The 25,022-nt window shown below is 69.1% G+C and carries 21 protein-coding genes and 3 tRNA genes; 20 read left to right on the top strand and 4 right to left on the bottom strand.

Features of this window, described 5'->3' with window-relative positions:
- Positions 1 to 67: 67 nt before the first annotated feature.
- Positions 68 to 1,321, bottom strand: coding sequence for an amidohydrolase family protein (locus ABTZ58_RS16210; protein WP_351356077.1), 1,254 nt, complete (start codon positions 1,319 to 1,321; stop codon positions 68 to 70).
- Between the two features lie 256 nt (positions 1,322 to 1,577).
- Here ABTZ58_RS16210 and ABTZ58_RS16205 point away from each other — a divergent pair.
- The 9 genes from ABTZ58_RS16205 to ABTZ58_RS16165 all read left to right on the top strand — a co-directional run bounded on the left by ABTZ58_RS16205 (position 1,578) and on the right by ABTZ58_RS16165 (position 6,794).
- Positions 1,578 to 1,650 (top strand) — tRNA-Thr (locus tag ABTZ58_RS16205).
- Between the two features lie 45 nt (positions 1,651 to 1,695).
- Positions 1,696 to 1,768: transfer RNA gene (locus tag ABTZ58_RS16200), tRNA-Met, on the top strand.
- Positions 1,769 to 1,856: 88 nt separating this feature from the next.
- Positions 1,857 to 2,021: a 50S ribosomal protein L33 gene (gene rpmG, locus ABTZ58_RS16195; protein WP_003948671.1), complete on the top strand. Its 165-nt coding sequence runs from the start codon at positions 1,857 to 1,859 to the stop codon at positions 2,019 to 2,021.
- Between the two features lie 101 nt (positions 2,022 to 2,122).
- Positions 2,123 to 2,575 (top strand): FAS1-like dehydratase domain-containing protein, encoded by a 453-nt coding sequence (locus ABTZ58_RS16190; RefSeq protein ID WP_351356074.1) that lies wholly within the window; start codon positions 2,123 to 2,125, stop codon positions 2,573 to 2,575.
- Between the two features lie 8 nt (positions 2,576 to 2,583).
- Positions 2,584 to 3,012, top strand: a complete 429-nt coding sequence (locus ABTZ58_RS16185) for a MaoC family dehydratase (protein ID WP_309096495.1) — start codon at positions 2,584 to 2,586, stop codon at positions 3,010 to 3,012.
- A 112-nt stretch (positions 3,013 to 3,124) separates the two neighbouring features.
- Positions 3,125 to 3,694, top strand: coding sequence for a TetR/AcrR family transcriptional regulator (locus ABTZ58_RS16180; protein WP_351356071.1), 570 nt, complete (start codon positions 3,125 to 3,127; stop codon positions 3,692 to 3,694).
- A 102-nt stretch (positions 3,695 to 3,796) separates the two neighbouring features.
- On the top strand, positions 3,797 to 5,233 hold the full coding sequence (locus ABTZ58_RS16175) for a DHA2 family efflux MFS transporter permease subunit (RefSeq protein ID WP_351356068.1): 1,437 nt from the start codon (positions 3,797 to 3,799) through the stop codon (positions 5,231 to 5,233).
- Between the two features lie 29 nt (positions 5,234 to 5,262).
- Positions 5,263 to 5,643 carry a DUF3291 domain-containing protein gene (locus ABTZ58_RS16170; protein WP_309096486.1) on the top strand — a complete coding sequence of 127 codons (381 nt, stop codon included), beginning with the start codon at positions 5,263 to 5,265 and terminating at the stop codon, positions 5,641 to 5,643.
- Between the two features lie 95 nt (positions 5,644 to 5,738).
- Positions 5,739 to 6,794, top strand: coding sequence for a UDP-N-acetylmuramate dehydrogenase (locus ABTZ58_RS16165; RefSeq protein WP_351356064.1), 1,056 nt, complete (start codon positions 5,739 to 5,741; stop codon positions 6,792 to 6,794).
- A gap of 336 nt (positions 6,795 to 7,130) precedes the next feature.
- Here the strand turns inward: ABTZ58_RS16165 and ABTZ58_RS16160 are convergent, their stop codons facing one another.
- Entirely contained in the window at positions 7,131 to 8,162 is a 1,032-nt protein-coding gene (locus ABTZ58_RS16160; RefSeq protein ID WP_309096488.1) for an adenosine deaminase, read from the bottom strand.
- 132 nt (positions 8,163 to 8,294) lie between these two features.
- Positions 8,295 to 9,521, bottom strand: coding sequence for a pyridoxal phosphate-dependent aminotransferase (locus ABTZ58_RS16155; RefSeq protein ID WP_351356060.1), 1,227 nt, complete (start codon positions 9,519 to 9,521; stop codon positions 8,295 to 8,297).
- 306 nt (positions 9,522 to 9,827) lie between these two features.
- Between ABTZ58_RS16155 and ABTZ58_RS16150 the strand changes: the two genes are divergently transcribed.
- From ABTZ58_RS16150 to ABTZ58_RS16100, 11 genes are all read left to right on the top strand, one after another.
- Positions 9,828 to 9,900 (top strand) — tRNA-Trp (locus ABTZ58_RS16150).
- Positions 9,901 to 10,008: 108 nt separating this feature from the next.
- Positions 10,009 to 10,293, top strand: a complete 285-nt coding sequence (secE, locus tag ABTZ58_RS16145; protein WP_351356057.1) for a preprotein translocase subunit SecE — start codon at positions 10,009 to 10,011, stop codon at positions 10,291 to 10,293.
- Positions 10,294 to 10,373: 80 nt separating this feature from the next.
- The gene (nusG, locus tag ABTZ58_RS16140) at positions 10,374 to 11,225 is read left to right on the top strand and encodes a transcription termination/antitermination protein NusG (protein ID WP_351356054.1); all 852 of its coding nucleotides are present in this window, start codon (positions 10,374 to 10,376) and stop codon (positions 11,223 to 11,225) included.
- Positions 11,226 to 11,395: 170 nt separating this feature from the next.
- Positions 11,396 to 11,830, top strand: coding sequence for a 50S ribosomal protein L11 (rplK, locus tag ABTZ58_RS16135; protein WP_003992325.1), 435 nt, complete (start codon positions 11,396 to 11,398; stop codon positions 11,828 to 11,830).
- A gap of 77 nt (positions 11,831 to 11,907) precedes the next feature.
- Positions 11,908 to 12,633, top strand: coding sequence for a 50S ribosomal protein L1 (gene rplA, locus ABTZ58_RS16130; RefSeq protein ID WP_351356051.1), 726 nt, complete (start codon positions 11,908 to 11,910; stop codon positions 12,631 to 12,633).
- A gap of 127 nt (positions 12,634 to 12,760) precedes the next feature.
- Entirely contained in the window at positions 12,761 to 13,618 is an 858-nt protein-coding gene (locus tag ABTZ58_RS16125) for an SCO4651 family lipoprotein (RefSeq protein ID WP_351356048.1), read from the top strand.
- Positions 13,619 to 13,708: 90 nt separating this feature from the next.
- Positions 13,709 to 14,545 (top strand): SCO4651 family lipoprotein, encoded by an 837-nt coding sequence (locus ABTZ58_RS16120; protein ID WP_351356045.1) that lies wholly within the window; start codon positions 13,709 to 13,711, stop codon positions 14,543 to 14,545.
- 312 nt (positions 14,546 to 14,857) lie between these two features.
- A complete protein-coding gene (gene rplJ, locus ABTZ58_RS16115; RefSeq protein ID WP_142193707.1) occupies positions 14,858 to 15,388 on the top strand; it encodes a 50S ribosomal protein L10 in 531 nt (176 codons plus the stop codon).
- Positions 15,389 to 15,503: 115 nt separating this feature from the next.
- Positions 15,504 to 15,893, top strand: a complete 390-nt coding sequence (rplL, locus tag ABTZ58_RS16110) for a 50S ribosomal protein L7/L12 (RefSeq protein ID WP_274818425.1) — start codon at positions 15,504 to 15,506, stop codon at positions 15,891 to 15,893.
- A 573-nt stretch (positions 15,894 to 16,466) separates the two neighbouring features.
- Positions 16,467 to 19,952, top strand: a complete 3,486-nt coding sequence (gene rpoB / locus ABTZ58_RS16105) for a DNA-directed RNA polymerase subunit beta (protein ID WP_351356040.1) — start codon at positions 16,467 to 16,469, stop codon at positions 19,950 to 19,952.
- Between the two features lie 94 nt (positions 19,953 to 20,046).
- Positions 20,047 to 23,946 carry a DNA-directed RNA polymerase subunit beta' gene (locus tag ABTZ58_RS16100; RefSeq protein ID WP_351356036.1) on the top strand — a complete coding sequence of 1,300 codons (3,900 nt, stop codon included), beginning with the start codon at positions 20,047 to 20,049 and terminating at the stop codon, positions 23,944 to 23,946.
- Between the two features lie 55 nt (positions 23,947 to 24,001).
- Here the strand turns inward: ABTZ58_RS16100 and ABTZ58_RS16095 are convergent, their stop codons facing one another.
- The gene (locus tag ABTZ58_RS16095) at positions 24,002 to 25,006 is read right to left on the bottom strand and encodes a M48 family metalloprotease (RefSeq protein ID WP_351356161.1); all 1,005 of its coding nucleotides are present in this window, start codon (positions 25,004 to 25,006) and stop codon (positions 24,002 to 24,004) included.
- Positions 25,007 to 25,022: the final 16 nt, after the last annotated feature.

The raw sequence follows: 25,022 nt of genomic DNA, 5'->3' as shown, positions 1-25,022 counted from the left end.
TCGACCGTACGCCCGGACCGCCCCGTCCGCCGCACGACCCGGGTCACCTCCGGCGGCCCGCCCGGCCCTAGTACACCTGACCCCGCCCCTGGCGCGGCAGCCCCAGCTCCACCGAGGCGGCCGAACTGCAGTACTCCCGCACCGCGCTGGTCCGCGCCACCACCCGCCCCCGGTGCACGACCACCCGGCTGTAGGCCAGCGAGAGCGCCCCCGCCAGCCCGTCCCCGCGCACCGCGAGCAACTCGGCCGGGAAACCCGCCTCCACCCGCACCTCGGGCAGCCCCAGCACGACCCGCGCCGATGAACTCACCGCGTCGTACGCCTCCTCGGGCGACAGCCCGTGGCGCGAGGCCAGCAGGAAGGCGGCCTCCAGCGGATCGCCGCGCCCCACCGGGTTGGACACGTCCCGCAGCGCCCCGCTCCCGGCGGCCACCCGCACCCCGGCCGCACGCAGCAGCCGTACCGGAGCCGTGCCCCGCCGTTCGACGCCGCAGCAGCCGCCCTGCGGCAGGCACACCACCGCGACCCCGGCCGCGGCGAGCTGGTCCGCCGTCCGCGAGGCCACCTCGGAGGGCAAACTGCCGAGATCGCCGCACGGGCTGAGCGTCACCCCGGGGCGCAGTCCGCCCGCCATCGCCGCGAGCCGGGCCAGTCGCGCCGGATCCCCGGCGTCCGTGTGCAGGTCGACGGAACAGCCGTGCTCGGACGCCACCTCCAGGACCGCCTCCACGTAGCCCGCCGGATCCGGGTCCAGGTCGGGCCGGCCGCCCACCACGGAGGCGCCCATCTTCACGGCGTCCCGCAGCACCGCCAGCCCGTCCGCCCCGGCCACCCCGGTCAGCACCCGCGGCATGGCCACCGTCGTCAGCTCCGCCAGCCCCCGCAGCGCCCGCCGCGCCTGCAGTACCGCCGCCAGCGCGGACAGCCCCTGGACGTCCCCCACGCGCACATGCGCCCGCAGCGCCGTCGCCCCGTGCCCGAGCTGGAGCAGCGCGGCCTCGGTCGCCCGGCGCTGGACGTCCTGGGGCGCGGAGGAGACCGGGCCCTCGGTGTCGGCCGACAGGGCGGTGTCGGCGTGCGCGTGCGGCTCGGCCGGGGCCGGCAGCAGCAGGTAGCCCCGCAGATCGACCCGGGCCCCGCACGCGTGCGTGCCGCCCAGGCTGCCGGCCGTGCCGACCGCCTCGATGCGCCCCTCGCCCAGCCGCACGTCCACGGTCCTGCCGTCGGTGAGCCGCGCCCCGCACAGCAGCAACGACGACGGCTCCGCCGGGCCCGGCGAGGACGACGGGGGAGGTGGTGGCTGCGGCTGGCTGTCGGGCATCGCGCTCCAGGGGCTCGGGCTGTGCACGCGAGGACGCATGATCACTCAGAGTGAGACGAGCCTAGGACGGCCTCCCGCCCGTGGCGGGGAGGAGCGCAATAGTCGTACCGGCGTGGTCCGTCGCGCCGAACGGCGGGGACGCGGGGTGCGGGAGGCACGGGCGGGGCGGCCGGGAGGGCGGTGCGAGCGGAGCGGGCAGGTACCCCGAAACGGATTTGGGCGAACGGCGGGCGACCGTGTAATGTCTTCATCGCTCGCCCCAATAGCTCAGTCGGCAGAGCGTCTCCATGGTAAGGAGAAGGTCAACGGTTCGATTCCGTTTTGGGGCTCTGGTGTGACTGGTTCCGTCGCGAGGCGGAGCCGGACCACATCAAAGCGGTGTAGCTCAGTCGGTAGAGCAAGCGGCTCATAATCGCTGTGTCACCGGTTCAAGTCCGGTCACCGCTACTCTAAGTAGCCGATTGCGGGGTCGGTCCTTCGATCGGCTACTCTTCTTGCGTTAAACAGTCCATCCGTTCGTCTTAGGAGCACTCACGTGGCTGCCACCGACGTCCGCCCGAAGATCACGCTGGCCTGCGTGGAGTGCAAGGAGCGGAACTACATCACCAAGAAGAACCGGCGTAACAACCCGGATCGCCTTGAGATGAAGAAGCACTGCCCGCGTTGCAACGCGCACACCGCGCACCGCGAAACGCGATAAAAACAGGCTCGTACACGAGGCCGCTCCCGAGAGATCGGGGGCGGCCTCGCGTCGTTGAGTGACCCATACCGGTCAGTAGAGCTACCAGGAGGTGCCGAGCCATGGCGCTCGACCAGTCCTTCGTGGGGCGGACGTACCCGCCCACCGCGCCCTACGAGGTGGGCCGTGAGAAGATCCGTGAGTTCGCCGAGGCGGTCGGGGACGCCAACCCGGCGTACACGGACGCGGAGGCCGCCAAGGCGCTCGGCCATCCCGATGTGATCGCCCCGCCGACCTTCGTGTTCTCGATCACCTTCAAGGCCGCGGGCCAGGTCGTCCAGGACCCCCAGCTCGGTCTGGACTACAGCCGAGTGGTGCACGGCGACCAGAAGTTCGCCTACCGCCGCCCGGTCCGGGCCGGTGACCGGCTCACCGTCACCTCGACCATCGAGTCGGTCAAGTCCCTCGCGGGCAACGACATCCTGGACATCCGCGGCGAGGTCCACGACGAGGCCGGCGAGTACGTCGTGACCGCCTGGACCAAGCTCGTGGCCCGCGCGGCCGAGGAGGCGTGAGCGATCCCATGACGGCGAAGATCTCCTACTCCGACGTCGAGGTCGGCACCGAACTGCCGGCGCAGACCTTCCCCGTGACCCGCGCCACCCTCGTCCAGTACGCGGGTGCCTCCGGCGACTTCAACCCGATCCACTGGAACGAGAAGTTCGCCAGGGAGGTCGGCCTGCCGGACGTCATCGCCCACGGCATGTTCACGATGGCCGAGGCGATCCGCGTGGTGACGGACTGGGCCGGCGACCCGGGTGCCGTCGTGGAGTACGGCGTCCGCTTCACCAAGCCCGTCGTCGTCCCGAACGACGACCAGGGCGCCGTGATCGAGGTCGGCGGCAAGGTCGCGGCCAAGCTCGACGACAACACCGTCCGCGTGGACCTGACCGCGACCTGCGCCGGGCAGAAGGTGCTGGGCATGTCGCGGGCCGTCGTACGGCTGGCCTGAACCGAACGAAACACCAGGTGAGGGGCGTTTCCCGGATAAGGGCGCCCCTCACGGGTTTCTCCGGGCGTCCGACCGCTTGACTTGGTTAGTGAGTGAGCACTAACTTCGATGTATGGCCAGGATGAGTGCGGAAGAGCGGCGCGAGAGCGTCATCCGGGCGGCGACGACCGAATTCGCCCGGGGCGGCTACCACGGCACCTCGACCGAGGTGATCGCCCGCCGGGTCGGCGTCTCGCAGCCGTATCTCTTCCGGCTCTTCCCCGGCAAGAAGGCGATCTTCCTCGCGGCGGTCGAACGCTGCATCGAGGACACCATCCGCACCTTCCAGGAGGCGTCCGAGGGGCTGCACGGCGAAGAGGCCCTGCACGCCATGGGCAGCGCGTACACCACGGTCATCGAGGAGCACCCCGAGCGGCTCATGATGCAGATGCAGATGTACGTCGCGGTGAAGGCCGCCGAGGAGGAGGGCGACCACGAGTTCGGCGAGTCGGTGCGCGACGGCTGGATGCGGCTGTGGGACACCGTCCATCTGCCGCTCGGGGCGGACGCCGCCGAGACCACGCAGTTCATGGCGTACGGGATGCTCATCAACTGCCTGGTGGCCATGGGATTCCCGGCCGACCACCGCGTGTGGGAGGGCATGTACCCCTCGGCGCGCGCCAAGGGCCGGCTGGAGCACTGACCGGGAAGGGCGAAAATCCGGCGCCCTTCTGTGACCGCGAAAGTTAGTAATCAATAACTAATCGATCATCGCAGCGACACGCACACAACTCCTGGGGGAGCGATGTCACAGCAGACCGCACGCCGCGGGGGAGCCATATGGGCCCTCGTCATCACCAGCGTCGCCGGATTCATGGCGGCTCTCGACAACCTCGTCGTCACCACCGCCCTGCCCTCCATCCGCGAGGACCTCGGCGGCGGACTGCACGACCTGGAGTGGACGGTGAGCGCCTACACGCTCACCTTCGCCGTCCTGCTGATGTTCGGCGCGGCCCTCGGCGACCGCTTCGGCCGCCGCCGGCTCTTCCTCGCCGGGCTCGCCGTCTTCACCGGCGCCTCCGCCGCCGCAGCGCTGGCGCCCGGCATCGACTCCCTCATCGCCGCCCGCGCGGTCCAGGGCGCCGGCGCGGCCGTGATGATGCCGCTGACCCTCACCCTGCTGACCGCGGCCGTGCCCGCCGCCAAGCGGGGCATGGCGTACGGCATCTGGGGAGCCGTCAACGGACTCGCCGTCGCCTCCGGGCCGCTGGTCGGCGGCACCCTCACCGAACACATCTCCTGGCAGTGGATCTTCTGGCTGAACGTCCCGCTCGGCCTGGCCCTGCTGCCCCTCGCCCGCCTCCGTCTCGCCGAGTCCCACGGCACCGGAGCCCCGCTCGACCTCCCCGGCACCCTGCTCGCCAGCGGCGGTCTCTTCGGCATCGTCTACGGCCTGGTCCGCGGCCCCGCCGACGGCTGGACCGGCGGCATGGTCCTGCTGGGCCTGTTCACCGGCTCCGCGCTGCTCGTCGCCTTCGTCCTCTACAGCATCCGCGCCAAGAACCCCATGCTCCCCATGCGGCTGTTCCGCTCCCGCGCCTTCTCCGGCATCAACGCGGCGAGCCTGCTGATGTTCCTCGGCATGTTCGGCTCGATCTTCCTGCTCAGCCAGTACATGCAGGGCGTCCTCGGCTACTCGCCCACCGAGGCGGGCCTGCGGATGCTGCCCTGGACCGGCATGCCGATGCTCGTCGCCCCCGTCGCCGGCATCCTGGCCGACCGCGTCGGCGGCCGCCCGGTCGTCGCCGCGGGCCTCTTCCTGCAGGCCCTGGGCCTCGGCTACATGGCCGTCGTGGCCACCGCGGACGCCTCCTACACCGCCCAGCTGCCCGCCCTGATCATCAGCGGTATCGGCATGGCCCTGTTCTTCGCCCCCGCCTCCCACCTGGTCATGTCCAGCGTCCGGGCCCAGGAGCAGGGCATCGCCTCCGGCGCGAACAACGCCCTGCGCGAGGTCGGGGGAGCGCTCGGCATCGCCGTCATGGCGTCGATCTTCTCCGCCCAGGGCGGCTACGAGACCGGCCAGACCTTCGTCGACGGCCTGCGGCCCGCCCTGGTCACGGGCTCCGCGGTGGTCGCCCTGGCGGGCGTCGCGGCCCTGCTGATCCCGGGCCGCCGCCGCACCGGACCCCAGGCCGCCCCGGCCGGACCGGCACCGGTCCTGGAGACGGCCTCCCGCTGACCCCAGTATTCCGACAAGGAGAAACGGCCATGCCCACCCTCCCCTGGACCGTGCCGAACACCCCGCCCCGCGACGCCGAGGTGCACGTCTTCGCCTCCCGGTTCGAGACCCGCACCCTGTGGGGAGCGCTGAAGTTCCTCGCCGGCACGCCCGCCGTCTGGCGCCAGGTCCGCCGCAGCCCCGGCGCCTACGGGGCGACCCTGAAGGCCAAGCCCCTGAAGCGGACCTTCTGGACCCTGTCCGCCTGGGAGTCGAAGGACGCGCTCCACGCCTTCGCCCGCGCGGGGACCCACGGGCCCACCGCCCGGGGTCTCGCCCCGCAGATGAGGGACGCGACCTTCACCACCTGGCAGGCGAGCAGCGAGGACCTGCCGATCTCCTGGTCCGAGGCGCTGCGCCGGCTGCCCTGACGGCACCACGCGCGCATGCGGCCGACGTCCGCCCGACGGCTCTCCGCACACACGCGTGCGGAGAGCCGTCGGTACCGTCTCGTACTCTTGAGCCCGTGCAGGAACTCCACGACGCCCCCCTCGCCCCGCTGACCACCTTCCGGCTGGGCGGCCCCGCGACCAGGCTGGTCACCGCCACGACGGACGACGAGGTGATCTCCGTCGTCCGCGAAGCCGACGAGACGGGGACGCCCCTGCTGCTCATCGGCGGCGGCTCGAACCTGGTCATCGGCGACAAGGGCTTCGACGGCACCGCCCTCGTCATCGCCACCCGCGGCTTCTCCCTCGACGGCACGAGCCTGGAGCTGGCGGCCGGCGAGGTCTGGACCGACGCCGTCGCCCGCACGGTCGAGGCGGGCCTGGCCGGCATCGAGTGCCTGGCCGGCATCCCCGGCTCGGCCGGCGCCACGCCCATCCAGAACGTCGGGGCGTACGGCCAGGAGGTCTCCTCCACGATCACCGAGGTCGTCGCCTACGACCGCCGCTCCGGCGAGACGGTCACCCTCTCCAACGGCGACTGCGCCTTCTCCTACCGCCACAGCCGCTTCAAGTCCGACCCCGAGCGCTACGTGGTGCTGCGCGTCCGCTTCGCCCTGGAGGACGCCGACGGCCTCTCCGCGCCCCTCCGGTACGCCGAGACCGCCCGGGCCCTCGGCGTGGAGCCCGGCGACCGCGTCCCGCTCGCCTCCGCCCGCGACACCGTGCTCAAGCTGCGCGCCGGCAAGGGCATGGTCCTCGACCCCGAGGACCACGACACCTGGTCGGCCGGGTCGTTCTTCACCAACCCGATCCTCACGGACGCGGACTTCGAGACGTTCCGCGCCCGCGTGCGCGACCGGCTCGGCGACGGGGTGGAACCGCCCGCGTACCCGGCCGGCGAGGGCCGTACCAAGACCTCGGCGGCCTGGCTGATCGACAAGGCCGGCTTCGAGAAGGGCTACGGCGACGGTCCGGCCCGGATCTCCACGAAGCACACACTGGCGCTGACGAACCGCGGTGACGCGACGACGGAGGACCTCCTCGCCCTGGCGCGTGAGGTCGTGGCCGGTGTCCACGACGCGTTCGGCATCACGCTGGTGAACGAGCCGGTGACGGTCGGGGTCAGCTTGTAGGCGCGCGGCGTCAGCGCCGGGGCCGGGGTGTCACGCAACCCGGCGCGGCGGGGTGCGGCCGCGCCCACCCTCCCCCGAGCTCTCGGCTTCGCTCGAGCAGGGGGGAACCCCCATCGCCCTCAGCGGCACGACTGCCCGCAGCCCGGGCGGAAGCACGACGCGTCCGCACCCGCGGGACGGCGCGAGGGGCCGTGTCGGGGGGTGTCCGCCCGCAGCGGTTGGCGCGTCGACGGACAGTCGGTCGGCACGCAAGTCGATCGCGCCGTTCCGAGGACGGACACCCTCCGGCGCGGCCCCGACCTCCACCCCACCGTCAGGCGAAGAGGCGCACCCGTGCTACGACACCAGCCACGCGTCCACCCCCGCCAGCAGCTTCTCCTTCACCCCCTCCGGCGCCGCCGACCCCCGCACCGACTGCCTCGCCAGCTCCGCCAGCTCCGCGTCCGTGAAGCCGTGATGGACCCGCGCGATCTCGTACTGTGCCGCCAGCCTGGACCCGAACAGCAGCGGGTCGTCCGCGCCCAGCGCCATCGGCACCCCCGCCTCGAACAGCGTCCGCAGCGGCACGTCCTCCGGCTTCTCGTACACCCCCAGCGCCACGTTCGACGCCGGGCAGACCTCACACGTCACCTGCCGGTCCGCCAGCCGCTTCAGCAGCCGGGGATCCTCCGCCGCCCGCACGCCGTGCCCCAGCCGGTTCGCCCCCAGGTCGTCCAGACAGTCCCGCACCGACGCCGGCCCGGCCAGCTCACCCCCGTGCGGCGCCGACAGCAGCCCGGCCTCACGCGCGATCCCGAACGCCCGGTCGAAGTCCCGGGCCATGCCCCGCCGCTCGTCGTTGGACAGCCCGAACCCGACCACACCCCGGTCCGCGTACCGCACCGCCAGCCGCGCCAGCGTCCGCGCGTCCAGCGGATGCTTCATCCGGTTCGCCGCGACCAGCACCCGCATGCCCAGCCCGGTCTCCCGCGACGTCGTCTCCACCGCGTCCAGGATGATTTCCAGCGTCGGGATCAGCCCGCCCAGCCGCGGCGCGTACGACGTCGGGTCGACCTGGATCTCCAGCCACCCCGACCCGTCCCGCAGATCCTCCTCCGCGGCCTCCCGCACCAGCCGCTGGATGTCCTCCGGCGCCCGCAGGCACGAGCGCGCCGCGTCGTACAGCCGCTGGAAGCGGAACCAGCCCCGCTCGTCCGTCGCCCGCAGACTCGGCGGTTCCCCGCTGATCAGCGCCTCGCTCAGCGCGTCGGGCAGCCGGACACCGTACTTGTCGGCCAGTTCCAGCACGGTCGCGGGCCGCATCGACCCGGTGAAGTGCAGGTGCAGATGGGCTTTCGGCAGCTCAGAGACATCACGTACACGCTCCATCCCAGGATCCTGCCGTACGCCTCGGCCGTCCCGGTAGCCGTTTCCCCTTTCGTGGTCTTGCTCGCACAAACAAATGGGGCACATACCGAATTCGGTATGTGCCCCAGGCCCGGAGGGCCGGCGCGGCGAACGTCAGTCCCTGGCCTCCGCCAGCAGCTTCTGGATCCGGCTCACGCCCTCGACGAGATCCTCGTCACCCAGCGCGTACGACAGCCGCAGATAGCCCGGCGTGCCGAACGCCTCACCCGGGACGACCGCGACCTCGGCCTCCTCCAGGATCAGCGCGGCCAGCTCGACCGTGTTCTTGGGCCGCCTGCCCCGGATCTCCTTGCCGACCAGCTCCTTCACCGACGGGTAGGCGTAGAACGCGCCCTCCGGCTCCGGGCAGACCACGCCGTCGATCTCGTTCAGCATCCGCACGATCGTCTTGCGGCGCCGGTCGAACGCCTCGCGCATCGTCGCCACGGCGTCCAGGTCACCGGAGACGGCGGCGAGCGCCGCCGCCTGGGCGACGTTGGAGACGTTGGACGTGGCGTGCGACTGCAGGTTCGTCGCGGCCTTGACGACGTCCTTGGGGCCGATGATCCACCCCACGCGCCAGCCGGTCATCGCGTACGTCTTCGCGACACCGTTGACCACCACGCACTTGTCGCGCAGCTCGGGCAGCACCGCCGGAAGCGACACGGCGGAGGCGCCGCCGTAGACCAGGTGCTCGTAGATCTCGTCGGTCAGCACCCACAGGCCGTGCTCGACGGCCCAGTGGCCGATGGCCTCGGTCTCCTGCTCGCTGTAGACCGCGCCGGTCGGGTTCGACGGCGAGACGAAGAGCACGACCTTCGTCTTCTCCGTACGGGCCGCCTCCAGCTGCTCCACGGTCACGCGGTAGCCGGTCGTCTCGTCCGCGACGACCTCCACCGGGACGCCCCCGGCCAGCCGGATCGACTCCGGGTACGTCGTCCAGTACGGCGCGGGCACGATGACCTCGTCGCCCGGGTCGAGAATCGCGGCGAAGGCCTCGTAGATGGCCTGCTTGCCGCCGTTGGTGACGAGGATCTGCGAGGCGTCGACCTCGTAGCCCGAGTCGCGCAGCGTCTTCGCGGCGATCGCGGCCTTCAGCTCGGGCAGGCCGCCGGCCGGCGTGTAGCGGTGGAACTTCGGGTTCTTGCAGGCCTCGATCGCGGCCTCGACGATGTAGTCCGGGGTCGGGAAGTCGGGCTCACCGGCGCCGAAGCCGATCACCGGCCGCCCGGCGGCCTTGAGGGCCTTGGCCTTGGCGTCCACGGCGAGGGTGGCGGACTCGGAGATCGCGCCGACTCGGGCGGAGACCCGGCGCTCGGTGGGAGGGGTTGCAGCGCTCATGCGCCCCATCGTTTCAGACAGGAAACGCGGGCGGCACGGGGGTTTCACAGACTGAACAACGCCGGGCAAACCCCTGAACAACAGTCCGGACACCCCGCGTCGCCAGGTCGATCTTCAGCCGATATCCCGGGACGCGACGCCCTCCCGGCAGGCGATCTTCCGCCAACGTGCCCGTCCCGCGGTCCTATCTGTTCGACGACCGGCCCCGGACCACGTACACTCTCACCTCGTTGGCCTCCCGCAGGCCGCGCCCGTCCGGTGCACACCAGGCATCCGGACGGATGCGGTACGTTGGGGGACACGCAAAGGGTCGTAGCTCAATTGGTAGAGCACTGGTCTCCAAAACCAGCGGTTGGGGGTTCAAGTCCCTCCGGCCCTGCTACACACACCTTCGCCAGGATGTGTGCGCATGTACGTACAGCAATGCACCGCCGTGCGGCTCAGACCGGGCGCGGCACGGCCACGACCCGGAATCAGGTGAGGACGAGTGACGGACGCCGTGGGCTCCATCGACATGCCTGATGCCCAGGACGAGGCGCCGGAGTCCAAGAAGGCCCGCAAGGGCGGCAAGCGCGGAAAGAAGGGCCCGCTGAAGCGGCTCGCCCTCTTCTACCGCCAGATCGTCGCGGAGCTGCGCAAGGTCGTCTGGCCGAGCCGCAACCAGCTCACGACGTACACGACCGTGGTGATCATCTTCGTCGTCATCATGATCGGCCTGGTCACCGTGATTGACTATGGGCTCAGCCACGCCGCCAAGTACGTGTTCGGCTGAGCAGCCCGCGAAGAGCGCCGAGGTACCCGGCGCTCCTTTCGCATGTTCCACCCCCATGTATCCAGGAAGAAGCAGCCACCGTGTCTGACCCGAACGTGAACGACGCCATCGAGCCTGTCGAGTCCGTCGAGGACGAGCTCGACACCGTCGAGGGCGCGGACAGCGAGGACACCGAGACCTCCGCCGAGGTCGAGGCTGCCGACGCCGTCGCGGACGACGACGCCGCCGAGGCGGAGACCGAGACCGACGAAGAGGCGGCGGACGAGGCCGACGAAGATGTCGCGGACGAGGCCGAGGAAGAGCCCGAGGACGACCGTGACCCGGTCGAGAAGCTCCGCGAGGAACTGCGGGTCCTGCCCGGCGAGTGGTACGTCATCCACACCTACGCCGGCTACGAGAACCGCGTGAAGACCAACCTGGAGCAGCGCGCCGTCTCGCTGAACGTCGAGGACTACATCTTCCAGGCCGAGGTGCCGCAGGAAGAGGTCGTCCAGATCAAGAACGGCGACCGCAAGACGATCAAGCAGAACAAGCTCCCGGGCTACGTCCTGGTCCGCATGGACCTGACGAACGAGTCCTGGGGCGTCGTCCGCAACACCCCCGGCGTCACCGGCTTCGTGGGCAACGCCTATGACCCCTACCCGCTGACCCTGGACGAGATCGTCAAGATGCTCGCCCCGGAGGCCGAGGAGAAGGCCGCCCGCGAGGCCGCCGAGGCCGAGGGCAAGCCGGCTCCGCAGCGCAAGGTCGAGGTCCAGGTGCTGGACTTCGAGGTCGGCGACTCGGTCACCGTCACCGACGGCCCGTTCGCCACGCTGCAGGCGACCATCAACGAGATCAACCCCGACTCGAAGAAGGTCAAGGGCCTCGTGGAGATCTTCGGCCGCGAGACGCCGGTCGAGCTCTCCTTCGACCAGATCCAGAAGAACTAGATTTCTTCCGGACCCACCGCTTCCGCGCAGGTCAGGCGAACGCTCCGGCGCTTGCCTGACCTGCGCGGTTTTTGGCCGCGCATCCATACCCGTTATCGTTGTGCGGTATGCCTGCATCCGGGTGGTCCCCGGAGGTGGGCAGGACCCGAACCGAAAGGACCCGGAGAGCTATGCCTCCCAAGAAGAAGAAGGTCACGGGGCTCATCAAGCTCCAGATCCAGGCCGGTGCCGCCAACCCGGCCCCGCCGGTCGGCCCCGCGCTGGGTCAGCACGGCGTGAACATCATGGAGTTCTGCAAGGCCTACAACGCCGCGACCGAGTCGCAGCGTGGCTGGGTCATCCCGGTGGAGATCACGGTCTACGAGGACCGCTCCTTCACCTTCATCACCAAGACCCCGCCGGCCGCCAAGATGATCCTGAAGGCCGCGGGCATCGAGAAGGGCTCGGGCGAGCCGCACAAGACCAAGGTCGCGAAGATCACGCGTGACCAGGTCCGTGAGATCGCCACGACCAAGATGCCCGACCTCAACGCCAACGACCTGGACGCCGCCGAGAAGATCATCGCCGGCACCGCCCGTTCCATGGGCGTCACGGTCGAGGGCTGAGCCCCAACCTCCATCAGCAGAAGTGGCAGGGCCTGCTCGGCCCGGACCACGACTCCTAAGCATCCACAGGAGCAGTAGTGAGCAAGCGCAGCAAGTCCCTTCGCGCTGCGGACGCCAAGATCGACCGGGAGAAGCTCTACGCCCCGCTCGAGGCCGTCCGTCTCGCCAAGGAGACCTCCACGACCAAGTTCGACGGCACCGTCGAGGTCGCCTTCCGCCTGGGTGTCGACCCGCGCAAGGCCGACCAGATGGTCCGTGGCACCGTGAACCTCCCGCACGGCACCGGCAAGACCGCCCGGGTCCTGGTCTTCGCGACCGGTGACCGTGCCGAGGCCGCGCGTGCCGCGGGCGCCGACATCGTCGGCGCCGACGAGCTGATCGACGAGGTGTCGAAGGGCCGTCTGGACTTCGACGCCGTCGTCGCCACCCCGGACCTCATGGGCAAGGTCGGCCGTCTCGGCCGCGTGCTCGGCCCGCGTGGTCTGATGCCGAACCCGAAGACCGGCACCGTCACCCCCGACACCGCCAAGGCCGTCACCGAGATCAAGGGCGGCAAGATCGAGTTCCGCGTCGACAAGCACTCGAACCTGCACTTCATCATCGGCAAGACGTCGTTCGACGACACCAAGCTGGTGGAGAACTACGGCGCGGCGCTGGAGGAGATCCTCCGTCTGAAGCCGTCCGCCGCCAAGGGTCGCTACATCAAGAAGGCCGCCATCACCACCACGATGGGCCCCGGCATTCCGGTCGACCCGAACCGCACCCGCAACCTCCTCGTCGAGGAGGACCCGGCCGCGGTCTGAGCCGTCAGGCTCACCCAACCGGTCACGGGCCCCGCACCTGTCACAGGTGCGGGGCCCGTTCCCTTTTCCGGTACGCGCGTGCCCGGCCTGGGTTAACGTGCGGGAACCGGATGGGAACGGGGGACGTATGCAGGGCACGACCGTGCGCCGAGCGGGCCGGGTGCTCGCCGCGGCGACCGCGCTGGCGGGACTGGCCGCCTGCACCGCCCCGGACCCCGCCGACCGCCCCGGCGAGGACCACCGCGGCCCCCGCGGCGGCTCCCTGGCCGCCCTGCGCTCCGCCGAGCGCGCCACGGAACGCGCCGGATCCGCCCGGGTCGAGTCCACCACGACCATGGGCTCGCTGATGTCCATGACCGCCGACGGCACCCTCGGCTGGCGCGACGGCATCACCGGCACCCTGACGATCACGTACACCGGCGGCACGATCGCCGACACCATGCGCCGGCTCGGCACCACCTCCATGGAGGCCCGCTATCTGCCCGACGCGTACTACGCGCGCATGGGCGAGACGTTCGCCGAGAAGGCCGGCGGCAAGCACTGGATCCGGTACGGCTACGACGACCTCGAAGCCCTCGCCGGCGGCTCCGGCGCCCCCCTCGGCGACCAGCTGCGCTCCACCACACCGAACCAGTCCGTCAAGCTCCTGCTCTCCTCCGGGGACGTCCGCGAGGCCGGCCGGGAGACCGTGCGCGGCCGGCCCGCCACACACTGGTCCGGCACCGTGGACACCGCGGACGTCACCGACGCCGCCCTGAAGAAGCAGCTCACCGAGGCCGGCGTCACCTCCGAGACCGTCGACATCTGGGTCGACGAGCGTGATCTCCTGGTCAAGAAGGTGGAGAAGGCGCGGATGGCCGAGGGTCTGATGACCCAGACCGCGCACTACGGCGACTACGGCGTGCGGGTCCGTGCCGAGCGGCCCCCTCGGTCCGACACCGGGGACTTCGAGGACCTCGTGCGGCAGGGGGCCGGGACCTCCTGAGGCCCGGAATCCGGATAGATCACTTGTGCCCCCCTGGGATAGGCTCGCCGCCTTGCTGTGCAGCAAGCATGTATTCCTTGGGGGGAATCAATGAACAAGTCCATACCCGCCGCCGGTCTCGGTGCCCTGCTGCTCGCCGCCGGCGCGGTCGGTTGCGGAGCCGGGAAGTCGGAGTCGCCGGAGATGACGCCGGCCGCCGCCGTCGCCAAGGCGGCGAAGAACACGGAGGACATCACGTCCCTCCACTACCGCATGAGCGGTACGGCGCCGGAGTCCGGCAAGGTCAAGGGTGAGGCGTCCATGCGCCTGAAGCCCACGATCGCCATGAGCATGAAGGTCTCGGCGTCCGGCCAGGCGGCCGCCGCCGGGGAGACGGAGATCCGCCTCGTCGACAAGGCCATGTACATCGGTGGGGGAGCCGAGATGGCCAAGGAGATGGACGGCAAGACCTGGATGAAGTTCGACCTGTCCGGCTCGGAGGCCGGCAAGGAGCTGGACCAGCTGGGCTCTCCCAGCCAGGCCGAGCAGAACCCGGCCGCGGAGTCCACCTTCCTCACGGGCGCCAAGGACGTGAAGAAGGTCGGCACCGAGAAGGTCGACGGCGTCGAGACGACCCACTACTCGGGCACGGTCACCCTCGCCGACCTGCGCGCCTCCCTCAAGAAGGAGGACGCACAGACCCGCGAGCGGCGCGAGAAGAGCATCAAGCAGTACGAGAAGATGGGCGTCGACAAGCTCACGATGGACATGTGGATCGACGGTGACGACCACACCAAGCAGTTCCGCACCAAGGGCGACACCGACAAGGGCCCGCTCGACATGACCATCACCTTCCTCGACTACAACGAGCCGGTGGAGATCAAGGCCCCGCCCGCCAAGGACGTCGCCGACCTCGCCGACCTGTTCAAGGACCTCGACGCGAGCTGATGCTTCGGGTCCCGCCGATCCGCCGTAAGGGCGGATTTGCTTGACGGCGACCCGTTCCCGTACGCTCCTACAGAAGCCAAAGACCGCTGGTCGTTACCGCGCGCTCGTACGAGGGCGCGGTGGCCGAAGGATCCGCTGAACGGCGGACGACCCGCGCAGGTGACACAGGAGAAGCTCCCGGAGTCCGCCGCCCCGTGCGTGCGGGAAACCGGTCGAGCTACGCCCCGTGCGCTTGCGCCGGGGCGTTTCGTTTTCCCCAGTCCTCCTTCGGGTCCGCGCGGTCCGAATCACCCGGAAGGAGGCCGAGGCTCTATGGCGAGGCCCGACAAGGCTGCCGCGGTTGCCGAGCTGACGGACAAGTTCCGCAGCTCCAACGCCGCCGTGCTGACCGAGTACCGCGGTCTCACCGTGGCGCAGCTCAAGACGCTGCGTCGTTCGCTCGGTGAGAACGCCCAGTACGCCGTGGTGAAGAACACGCTGACCAAGATTGCGGCCAACGAGGCCGGGATCACGCTCGACGACCAGCTCTTCGCTGGTCCGACGGCCGTCGCCTTCGTCACCGGTGACCCGGTGGAGTCGGCGAAGGGTCTTCGTGACTTCGCCAAGGACAACCCGAATCTCGTCATCAAGGGCGGTGTCCTTGACGGCAAGGCGCTGTCCGCCGACGAGATCAAGAAGCTTGCGGACCTCGAGTCCCGCGAGGTTCTGCTCTCCAAGCTGGCCGGTGCCATGAAGGGCAAGCAGTCCCAGGCTGCCTCTGTCTTCCAGGCGCTGCCGTCGAAGCTCGTCCGCACCGTGGACGCGCTCCGTGCCAAGCAGGACGAGCAGGGCGGTGCCGAGTAACTCGGCTCGCATCCCGGTTGCCGCTGCCTGAACGCGGCGACCGTAGCGGGCCAGTAGTACGCCCGCCTCACATGTACATCCGGCACCTGCCGATTTAGTGGAAGGACCGCCAATCATGGCGAAGCTCAGCCAGGAAGACCTGCTCGCGCAGTTCGAGGAGATGACCCTCATCGAGCTCTCCGAGTTCGTGAAGGCGTTCGAGGAGAAGTTCGACGTCACCGCCGCCGCGGCCGCCCCGGTCGTCATGGCCGGTGGCGCCGGTGCCGCGGCCGGTGCCGAGGCCCCGGAGGAGAAGGACGAGTTCGACGTCATCCTCACGGGTGCCGGCGACAAGAAGATCCAGGTCATCAAGGTCGTGCGCGAGCTCACCTCCCTGGGCCTGAAGGAGGCCAAGGACCTGGTCGACGGTGCGCCGAAGCCGGTTCTGGAGAAGGTCAACAAGGAGGCCGCCGACAAGGCCAAGGAGTCCCTCGAGGGCGCCGGTGCCTCCGTCGAGGTCAAGTAAGACCTCCCGGATCCGACAGGATCCCCACACGTCCCGCCGGACGTGTAACGCGTAAGCGCCGAGGAGCGATCATCCATCCGGGTGGTCGCTCCTCGGCGTTCCCGGGGTGCGGCCACGGTTGCCTTGCAGCCTCCGTGGCGGGGGGTATGGTGATCTTCGTCGTGTCTCCGGGCGGCCCGGGTTCGGGGGCAGGGGGGCCTTGACGAACCGCACGCAGCGCGCAATTCTCAGGACGCGTCGTCACAGGATCCGAATCCGAGGCATGGATCGGCGACGAAGAGGGCAGTATCAACGTGCGTTGAGGGCAGGGCCTTGTCGCAGGAGTGGAACAACGAGGGTGAACACGGGTTCCAGAACCCGCACTGGACATCAGTGTGCCGACTGGCTACACTGACCCTTTGCGCTGCCTGTTAGCTGTCCCCTGCCCGTCACCAGGGGTCTGCCCTCGCCCGAGCATCGATGACAAGACATGCCTGACCTGGCCTTTCGGCCCTGTGGGCACAGCTTGTCTCCGTGTACGGGAGAGGGGCCGGTACGCGCGTAGTGAGTCCGAGCCCTCGGAAGGACCCCCTCTTGGCCGCCTCGCGCAACGCCTCGACCGCGAATACGAACAACGCCGCCAGCACTGCCCCGCTGCGCATCTCTTTTGCAAAGATCAAGGAGCCTCTTGAGGTTCCGAACCTGCTCGCGCTGCAGACCGAGAGCTTCGACTGGCTGCTCGGCAACACCGCCTGGCAGAGTCGGGTCGAGGAGGCTCTCGAGAACGGTCAGGACGTCCCCACCAAGTCCGGGCTCGAGGAGATCTTCGAGGAGATCTCCCCGATCGAGGACTTCAGCGGGTCGATGTCGCTGACCTTCCGCGACCACCGCTTCGAGCCGCCGAAGAACTCCATCGACGAGTGCAAGGAGCGCGACTTCACGTACGCGGCCCCGCTCTTCGTCACCGCCGAGTTCACCAACAACGAGACCGGCGAGATCAAGTCCCAGACGGTCTTCATGGGCGACTTCCCGCTCATGACGAACAAGGGCACCTTCGTCATCAACGGCACCGAGCGTGTCGTGGTGTCGCAGCTCGTCCGTTCCCCCGGTGTCTACTTCGACTCCTCCATCGACAAGACGTCCGACAAGGACATCTTCTCCGCCAAGATCATCCCGTCCCGGGGTGCCTGGCTGGAGATGGAGATCGACAAGCGCGACATGGTCGGTGTGCGCATCGACCGCAAGCGCAAGCAGTCCGTCACCGTCCTGCTCAAGGCGCTCGGCTGGACCACCGAGCAGATCCTGGAGGAGTTCGGCGAGTACGAGTCCATGCGCGCCACCCTGGAGAAGGACCACACCCAGGGCCAGGACGACGCGCTGCTCGACATCTACCGCAAGCTGCGTCCGGGCGAGCCCCCCACGCGTGAGGCCGCGCAGACGCTCCTTGAGAACCTCTACTTCAACCCCAAGCGCTACGACCTGGCCAAGGTCGGCCGCTACAAGGTCAACAAGAAGCTGGGCACGGACACCCCGCTGGACGCCGGGATCCTGACCGTCGAGGACATCATCGCGACGATCAAGTACCTGGTGAAGCTGCACGCCGGCGAGACCGAGACGGTCGGTGACAACGGCACCTCCGTGGTCGTCGAGACCGACGACATCGACCACTTCGGCAACCGCCGCCTGCGCAGCGTCGGCGAGCTCATCCAGAACCAGGTCCGTACGGGTCTGGCGCGTATGGAGCGTGTCGTCCGCGAGCGGATGACGACCCAGGACGTCGAGGCGATCACGCCGCAGACCCTGATCAACATCCGGCCGGTCGTCGCCTCCATCAAGGAGTTCTTCGGCACCAGCCAGCTGTCCCAGTTCATGGACCAGAACAACCCGCTGTCCGGGCTGACGCACAAGCGGCGTCTGTCCGCGCTCGGCCCGGGTGGTCTGTCCCGTGAGCGGGCCGGCTTCGAGGTCCGTGACGTGCACCCCTCGCACTACGGCCGCATGTGCCCGATCGAGACGCCCGAAGGCCCGAACATCGGTCTGATCGGCTCGCTCGCCACCTACGGCCGGGTCAACGCGTTCGGTTTCGTCGAGACCCCGTACCGCAAGGTGTTCGAGGGCCAGGTCACCGACCAGGTCGACTACCTCACGGCCGACGAGGAGGACCGCTTCGTCATCGCGCAGGCCAACGCGCCGCTGACGGACGACATGCGGTTCGCCGAGGCCCGGGTGCTCGTCCGCCGCAAGGGCGGCGAGGTCGACTACGTCGGCCCCGAGGACGTGGACTACATGGACGTCTCGCCGCGCCAGATGGTGTCGGTCGCGACCGCCATGATCCCCTTCCTCGAGCACGACGACGCCAACCGTGCCCTCATGGGCGCGAACATGATGCGTCAGGCCGTGCCGCTGATTAAGTCCGAGTCCCCGCTCGTCGGCACCGGCATGGAGTACCGCTCCGCGGTCGACGCCGGCGACGTGGTCAAGGCCGAGAAGCCCGGTGTGGTCCAGGAGGTCTCCGCGGACTACATCACCACCGCCAACGACGACGGCACGTACATCACGTACCGGCTGGCCAAGTTCGCCCGCTCCAACCAGGGCACCTCGGTCAACCAGAAGGTCATCGTCAACGAGGGCGACCGGATCATCGAGGGCCAGGTCCTGGCCGACGGTCCGGCCACCCAGAACGGCGAGATGGCGCTGGGCAAGAACCTGCTCGTGGCGTTCATGCCGTGGGAGGGTCACAACTACGAGGACGCGATCATCCTGTCGCAGCGCCTCGTGCAGGACGACGTCCTCTCCTCGATCCACATCGAGGAGCACGAGGTCGACGCCCGTGACACCAAGCTCGGCCCCGAGGAGATCACCCGGGACATCCCGAACGTCTCCGAGGAGGTCCTCGCCGACCTCGACGAGCGCGGCATCATCCGCATCGGCGCCGAGGTCATCGCCGGTGACATCCTCGTCGGCAAGGTCACGCCCAAGGGTGAGACCGAGCTGACGCCCGAGGAGCGCCTGCTGCGCGCGATCTTCGGCGAGAAGGCCCGTGAGGTCCGTGACACCTCGCTGAAGGTGCCGCACGGCGAGACCGGCAAGGTCATCGGCGTCCGCGTCTTCGACCGCGAGGAGGGCGACGAGCTTCCCCCCGGTGTGAACCAGCTGGTGCGCGTCTACGTCGCGCAGAAGCGCAAGATCACCGACGGTGACAAGCTCGCCGGCCGCCACGGCAACAAGGGCGTCATCTCGAAGATCCTGCCGATCGAGGACATGCCGTTCCTGGAGGACGGCACCCCGGTCGACATCATCCTCAACCCGCTGGGTGTGCCGTCCCGAATGAACCCGGGACAGGTGCTGGAGATCCACCTCGGCTGGCTCGCCAGCCAGGGCTGGGACGTCTCCGGCCTGGCGGAGGACTGGGCGCAGCGCCTGCAGGCCATCGACGCCGACCAGGTCCCGCCGCGGACCAACGTCGCGACGCCGGTCTTCGACGGTGCCCGCGAGGACGAGCTGGCCGGTCTGCTGGAGCACACCATCCCGAACCGCGACGGCGAGCGCATGGTGCTCCCGTCCGGCAAGGCGCGGCTGTTCGACGGCCGTTCCGGTGAGCCGTTCCCGGAGCCGATCTCGGTCGGCTACATGTACATCCTCAAGCTGCACCACCTGGTCGACGACAAGCTGCACGCCCGGTCGACCGGTCCGTACTCGATGATCACCCAGCAGCCGCTGGGTGGTAAGGCCCAGTTCGGTGGCCAGCGGTTCGGCGAGATGGAGGTGTGGGCACTCGAGGCGTACGGCGCCGCCTACGCGCTCCAGGAACTGCTGACCATCAAGTCCGACGACGTCACCGGCCGCGTGAAGGTCTACGAGGCCATCGTCAAGGGCGAGAACATCCCCGAGCCCGGCATCCCCGAGTCCTTCAAGGTGCTCATCAAGGAGATGCAGTCCCTGTGCCTCAACGTGGAGGTGCTGTCCTCGGACGGCATGTCCATCGAGATGCGCGACACCGACGAGGACGTCTTCCGCGCTGCGGAGGAGCTTGGCATCGACCTGTCCCGGCGCGAGCCGAGCAGCGTCGAAGAGGTCTGACGGGAGTTCGGAGGCCTTCGTCATGAAGGCCTCCGGCCCCAGGACCCCCGTATCAGACCCCATGACTTACAACCCTGAGAGGGATTGACGCATAGTGCTCGACGTCAACTTCTTCGACGAGCTCCGGATCGGTCTGGCTACCGCTGACGACATCCGTCAGTGGAGCCACGGCGAGGTCAAGAAGCCCGAGACGATCAACTACCGCACGCTCAAGCCCGAAAAGGACGGACTCTTCTGCGAGAAGATCTTCGGTCCGACCCGGGACTGGGAGTGCTACTGCGGCAAGTACAAGCGCGTCCGCTTCAAGGGCATCATCTGTGAGCGGTGTGGCGTCGAGGTCACCCGCGCCAAGGTGCGCCGTGAGCGGATGGGCCACATCGAACTGGCCGCTCCCGTCACGCACATCTGGTACTTCAAGGGCGTTCCGTCGCGGCTGGGCTACCTGCTCGACCTCGCCCCGAAGGACCTGGAGAAGGTCATCTACTTCGCGGCGTACATGATCACGTACGTCGACGAGGAGCGCCGCACCCGCGACCTGCCCTCGCTGGAGGCCCACGTCTCCGTCGAGCGCCAGCAGATCGAGCAGCGCCGCGACGCCGACCTGGAGGCCCGCGCCAAGAAGCTCGAGACCGACCTGGCCGAGCTGGAGGCCGAGGGTGCCAAGGCCGACGTGCGCCGCAAGGTGCGCGAGGGTGCCGAGCGCGAGATGAAGCAGCTGCGCGACCGTGCGCAGCGCGAGATCGACCGCCTCGACGAGGTGTGGAACCGGTTCAAGAACCTCAAGGTCCAGGACCTGGAGGGCGACGAGCTGCTCTACCGCGAGCTGCGTGACCGCTTCGGCACGTACTTCGACGGCTCGATGGGTGCCGCGGCGCTGCAGAAGCGCCTGGAGTCCTTCGACCTCGAGGAGGAGGCCGAGAAGCTCCGCGAGATCATCCGTACCGGCAAGGGCCAGAAGAAGACCCGTGCGCTCAAGCGCCTGAAGGTCGTCTCCGCGTTCCTGCAGACCAGCAACAGCCCCAAGGGCATGGTGCTGGACTGCGTGCCGGTCATCCCGCCGGACCTGCGTCCGATGGTGCAGCTGGACGGTGGCCGCTTCGCGACCTCCGACCTGAACGACCTGTACCGCCGTGTGATCAACCGCAACAACCGCCTGAAGCGCCTTCTCGACCTCGGTGCGCCCGAGATCATCGTGAACAACGAGAAGCGCATGCTCCAGGAGGCCGTCGACGCGCTGTTCGACAACGGCCGCCGCGGTCGCCCGGTCACCGGTCCCGGCAACCGCCCGCTGAAGTCCCTCAGCGACATGCTGAAGGGCAAGCAGGGCCGCTTCCGCCAGAACCTGCTCGGCAAGCGTGTGGACTACTCCGCGCGTTCCGTGATCGTCGTCGGTCCGCAGCTGAAGCTGCACCAGTGCGGTCTGCCCAAGGCGATGGCGCTGGAGCTGTTCAAGCCGTTCGTGATGAAGCGCCTGGTCGACCTGAACCACGCGCAGAACATCAAGAGCGCCAAGCGCATGGTCGAGCGCGGCCGCACGGTCGTGTACGACGTGCTGGAAGAGGTCATCGCGGAGCACCCGGTTCTGCTGAACCGTGCGCCCACGCTGCACCGCCTCGGCATCCAGGCCTTCGAGCCGCAGCTGGTCGAGGGCAAGGCCATCCAGATCCACCCGCTCGTGTGCACCGCGTTCAACGCGGACTTCGACGGTGACCAGATGGCCGTGCACCTGCCGCTGTCCGCGGAGGCGCAGGCCGAGGCCCGCATCCTGATGCTGTCCTCGAACAACATCCTCAAGCCCGCCGACGGCCGTCCGGTGACGATGCCGACCCAGGACATGGTCCTCGGTCTGTTCTTCCTCACGACCGACGGCGAGATGCGCGAGCTCAAGGGCGAGGGCCGTTCCTTCGCCTCGGTCGCCGAGGCGATCATGGCCTTCGACGCGGGCGAGCTGTCGCTCCAGTCGAGGATCGACGTCCGCTTCCCGGTCGGCACCATCCCGCCGCGCGGCTGGACCCCGCCGGCGCGTGAGGAGGGCGAGCCCGAGTGGCAGCAGGGTGACAGCTTCCGGCTGAACACCACGCTGGGCCGCGCGCTCTTCAACGAGCTGCTGCCCGAGGACTACCCGTTCGTCGACTACGAGGTCGGCAAGAAGCAGCTCTCCGAGATCGTCAACGACCTCGCCGAGCGCTACCCGAAGGTCATCGTGGCGGCGACGCTCGACAACCTGAAGGCGGCCGGCTTCTACTGGGCCACCCGTTCCGGCGTCACCGTCGCCATCTCCGACGTCGTCGTTCCCGAGGCGAAGAAGGAGATCGTCAAGGGCTACGAGGCGCAGGACGAGAAGGTCCAGAAGCAGTACGAGCGCGGTCTGATCACCAAGGACGAGCGCACGCAGGAGCTCATCGCGATCTGGACCAAGGCGACCAACGAGGTCGCCGAGGCGATGAACGACAACTTCCCGAAGACCAACCCGATCTTCATGATGGTGAACTCGGGTGCACGAGGCAACATGATGCAGATGCGTCAGATCGCCGGTATGCGTGGTCTGGTGTCGAACGCGAAGAACGAGACGATCCCGCGTCCGATCAAGGCGTCCTTCCGTGAGGGTTTGTCCGTGCTGGAGTACTTCATCTCCACGCACGGTGCCCGTAAGGGTCTGGCGGACACCGCTCTGCGTACCGCCGACTCGGGTTACCTCACGCGTCGTCTGGTCGACGTCTCCCAGGACGTCATCATCCGCGAGGAGGACTGCGGCACCGAGCGCGGTCTGCGTCTGAAGATCGCCGACCGCAACGCCGAGGGCACGCTGATCAAGGCGGAGGACGTCGAGACGTCCGTGTACGCGCGCTGCCTCGCCGAGGACATCGTCGTCGACGGGCAGGTGCTGGCCCCGGCCGGCACCGACCTGGGCGACGTCCTCATCGAGGAGCTCGTCTCCCGCGGCGTCGAGGAGGTCAAGACCCGCTCGGTCCTGACCTGCGAGTCCGCCGTCGGCACCTGCGCGATGTGCTACGGCCGTTCGCTGGCCACCGGCAAGCTGGTCGACATCGGTGAGGCGGTCGGCATCATCGCCGCCCAGTCCATCGGTGAGCCCGGCACCCAGCTGACGATGCGTACCTTCCACACCGGTGGTGTGGCCGGTGACGACATCACCCAGGGTCTGCCGCGTGTCGTCGAGCTCTTCGAGGCCCGTACCCCGAAGGGTGTCGCCCCGATCTCCGAGGCCTCCGGCCGCGTGCGGATCGAGGAGACCGAGAAGACCAAGAAGATCGTCATCACGCCGGACGACGGCAGCGACGAGACGGCCTACCCGATCTCGAAGCGTGCCCGTCTCCTGGTCAGCGAGGGCGAGCACGTCGAGGTGGGCCAGAAGCTCACCGTGGGTGCCACCAACCCGCACGACGTGCTGCGCATCCTGGGCCAGCGTGCCGTCCAGGTCCACCTGGTCGGCGAGGTCCAGAAGGTCTACAACTCGCAGGGTGTGTCGATCCACGACAAGCACATCGAGATCATCATCCGGCAGATGCTCCGCCGCGTGACGATCATCGAGTCCGGCGACGCCGAGCTGCTGCCCGGCGAGCTGGTCGAGCGCTCGAAGTTCGAGCACGAGAACCGTCGTGTGGTCCAGGAGGGCGGTCACCCGGCCTCCGGTCGTCCGCAGCTGATGGGTATCACCAAGGCCTCGCTGGCGACGGAATCCTGGCTGTCGGCCGCCTCCTTCCAGGAGACGACCCGAGTCCTGACGGACGCGGCGATCAACGCCAAGTCCGACAGCCTCATCGGCCTCAAGGAGAACGTCATCATCGGTAAGCTCATCCCGGCCGGTACGGGTCTGTCCCGCTACCGCAACATCCGGGTCGAGCCGACCGAGGAGGCCAAGGCCGCGATGTACTCGGCCGTCGGCTACGACGACATCGACTACTCGCCGTTCGGCACGGGCTCCGGCCAGGCCGTTCCGCTGGAGGACTACGACTACGGTCCGTACAACCAGTAAGCGAGTCGCTTGAACGGAGGGCGGTCATCCTTTGGGGTGGCCGCCCTTCTGCGTGTCAGCGCCGGTTCTCCAGGTGGGCCTGCAAGTGGTGGATCCGGGTGTGGACGTCGGGGTGGGAGTCGAGCAGCCGCGCGACCAGCCCCTCCCTGGTCAGGGCCGTGCCGAGGGCAGGGACCGTGGCCCGGCAGGCCTCCTCCCGGTCGCACTCCTGGCGCAGTACCGCCATCAGCTGGGGCGCGAAGCCGAGGCCGGCGGCGTGTTCGTCGGCCCGCAGTTCGGACCGTCGGGAGACCGCGGCCACCAGATACGGCGTGACCAGGGGGAGGAAGATCAGCCCGTAGGTGGCGGTCGCCAGCGCGACCAGCGCCGCGCCGCACACACCGATCACCACGGCCGCGACGCCGGCCGGGAGCCTCCCCAGCAGGGCGGCCAGCCGGAGCAGCACGCGCCAGGCGATCCGGGCCGGCAACGCGTACCAGAGGGACAGCAGGGTGGCCCACGCGTGCCCGCGCGTGTGGTGTCCCAGTTCGTGGGCGAGGACGCCGCCGAGTTGCGCGGGCGTCAGCGTCCGCAGCGAATGGCTGGTCACACCGACGATGTGGCCGGCCGCCGCCATGGCGTTGATCTCGTCGCTCTCCTCTATCCACAACTGGTAGCTGTGCGCGTCCACGCCACCTCGGGCGGCGACCTCGCGCCAGACCGGCCGCAGCCGGCCGTCTTCCTCCGGGGTGGGGTAGCGCAGGCCGAACAACCACCGGGCCAGGAGCCGCTCGCACGGCCCGTGGAAGAGCAGGGCGCCGCTGACGACCCAGCAGCCGAGGAGAATCCACCACGGCAGCTCGGTCAGCCGGCCCAGGGCGTACGACACGGTGAAGACCACGGCGAGGCTGGCGACCCCGAGGGGAAGGTGGAGGGCGAGCGAGCCGAGGGCGGTGACGTCCGCACCGCGCGAGCGGGCGGCGATGTGGACACGGCCGGTGCGGTGGGGCAGGTCGGTGTCGCGGTCCGACGAGGAAGAGTCCGATGGCCGCGGTGCCCCGGACTCGTACGGCATGGGCATGGGCATGGGAAGTCCT

It is taken from the genome of Streptomyces sp. NPDC094143 (assembly GCF_040303825.1).
GTDB lineage: Bacteria > Actinomycetota > Actinomycetes > Streptomycetales > Streptomycetaceae > Streptomyces.
Note: the sequence above shows the minus strand (reverse complement) of the source record. Positions and strands in the feature narration are given on the sequence as shown.

Excerpts from the sequence above, each read along its gene's own strand:
- ABTZ58_RS16210 (WP_351356077.1), bottom strand. The coding sequence starts at position 1,321 with ATGCCCGACAGCCAGCCGCAGCCACCACCTCCCCCGTCGTCCTCGCCG.
- ABTZ58_RS16190 (WP_351356074.1), top strand. The coding sequence starts at position 2,123 with ATGGCGCTCGACCAGTCCTTCGTGGGGCGGACGTACCCGCCCACCGCG.
- ABTZ58_RS16185 (WP_309096495.1), top strand. The coding sequence starts at position 2,584 with ATGACGGCGAAGATCTCCTACTCCGACGTCGAGGTCGGCACCGAACTG.
- ABTZ58_RS16180 (WP_351356071.1), top strand. The coding sequence starts at position 3,125 with ATGGCCAGGATGAGTGCGGAAGAGCGGCGCGAGAGCGTCATCCGGGCG.
- ABTZ58_RS16175 (WP_351356068.1), top strand. The coding sequence starts at position 3,797 with ATGTCACAGCAGACCGCACGCCGCGGGGGAGCCATATGGGCCCTCGTC.
- ABTZ58_RS16170 (WP_309096486.1), top strand. The coding sequence starts at position 5,263 with ATGCCCACCCTCCCCTGGACCGTGCCGAACACCCCGCCCCGCGACGCC.
- ABTZ58_RS16160 (WP_309096488.1), bottom strand. The coding sequence starts at position 8,162 with ATGGAGCGTGTACGTGATGTCTCTGAGCTGCCGAAAGCCCATCTGCAC.
- ABTZ58_RS16155 (WP_351356060.1), bottom strand. The coding sequence starts at position 9,521 with ATGAGCGCTGCAACCCCTCCCACCGAGCGCCGGGTCTCCGCCCGAGTC.
- rplK (WP_003992325.1), top strand. The coding sequence starts at position 11,396 with ATGCCTCCCAAGAAGAAGAAGGTCACGGGGCTCATCAAGCTCCAGATC.
- ABTZ58_RS16125 (WP_351356048.1), top strand. The coding sequence starts at position 12,761 with ATGCAGGGCACGACCGTGCGCCGAGCGGGCCGGGTGCTCGCCGCGGCG.
- ABTZ58_RS16120 (WP_351356045.1), top strand. The coding sequence starts at position 13,709 with ATGAACAAGTCCATACCCGCCGCCGGTCTCGGTGCCCTGCTGCTCGCC.
- rplJ (WP_142193707.1), top strand. The coding sequence starts at position 14,858 with ATGGCGAGGCCCGACAAGGCTGCCGCGGTTGCCGAGCTGACGGACAAG.
- rplL (WP_274818425.1), top strand. The coding sequence starts at position 15,504 with ATGGCGAAGCTCAGCCAGGAAGACCTGCTCGCGCAGTTCGAGGAGATG.
- ABTZ58_RS16095 (WP_351356161.1), bottom strand. The coding sequence starts at position 25,006 with ATGCCCATGCCGTACGAGTCCGGGGCACCGCGGCCATCGGACTCTTCC.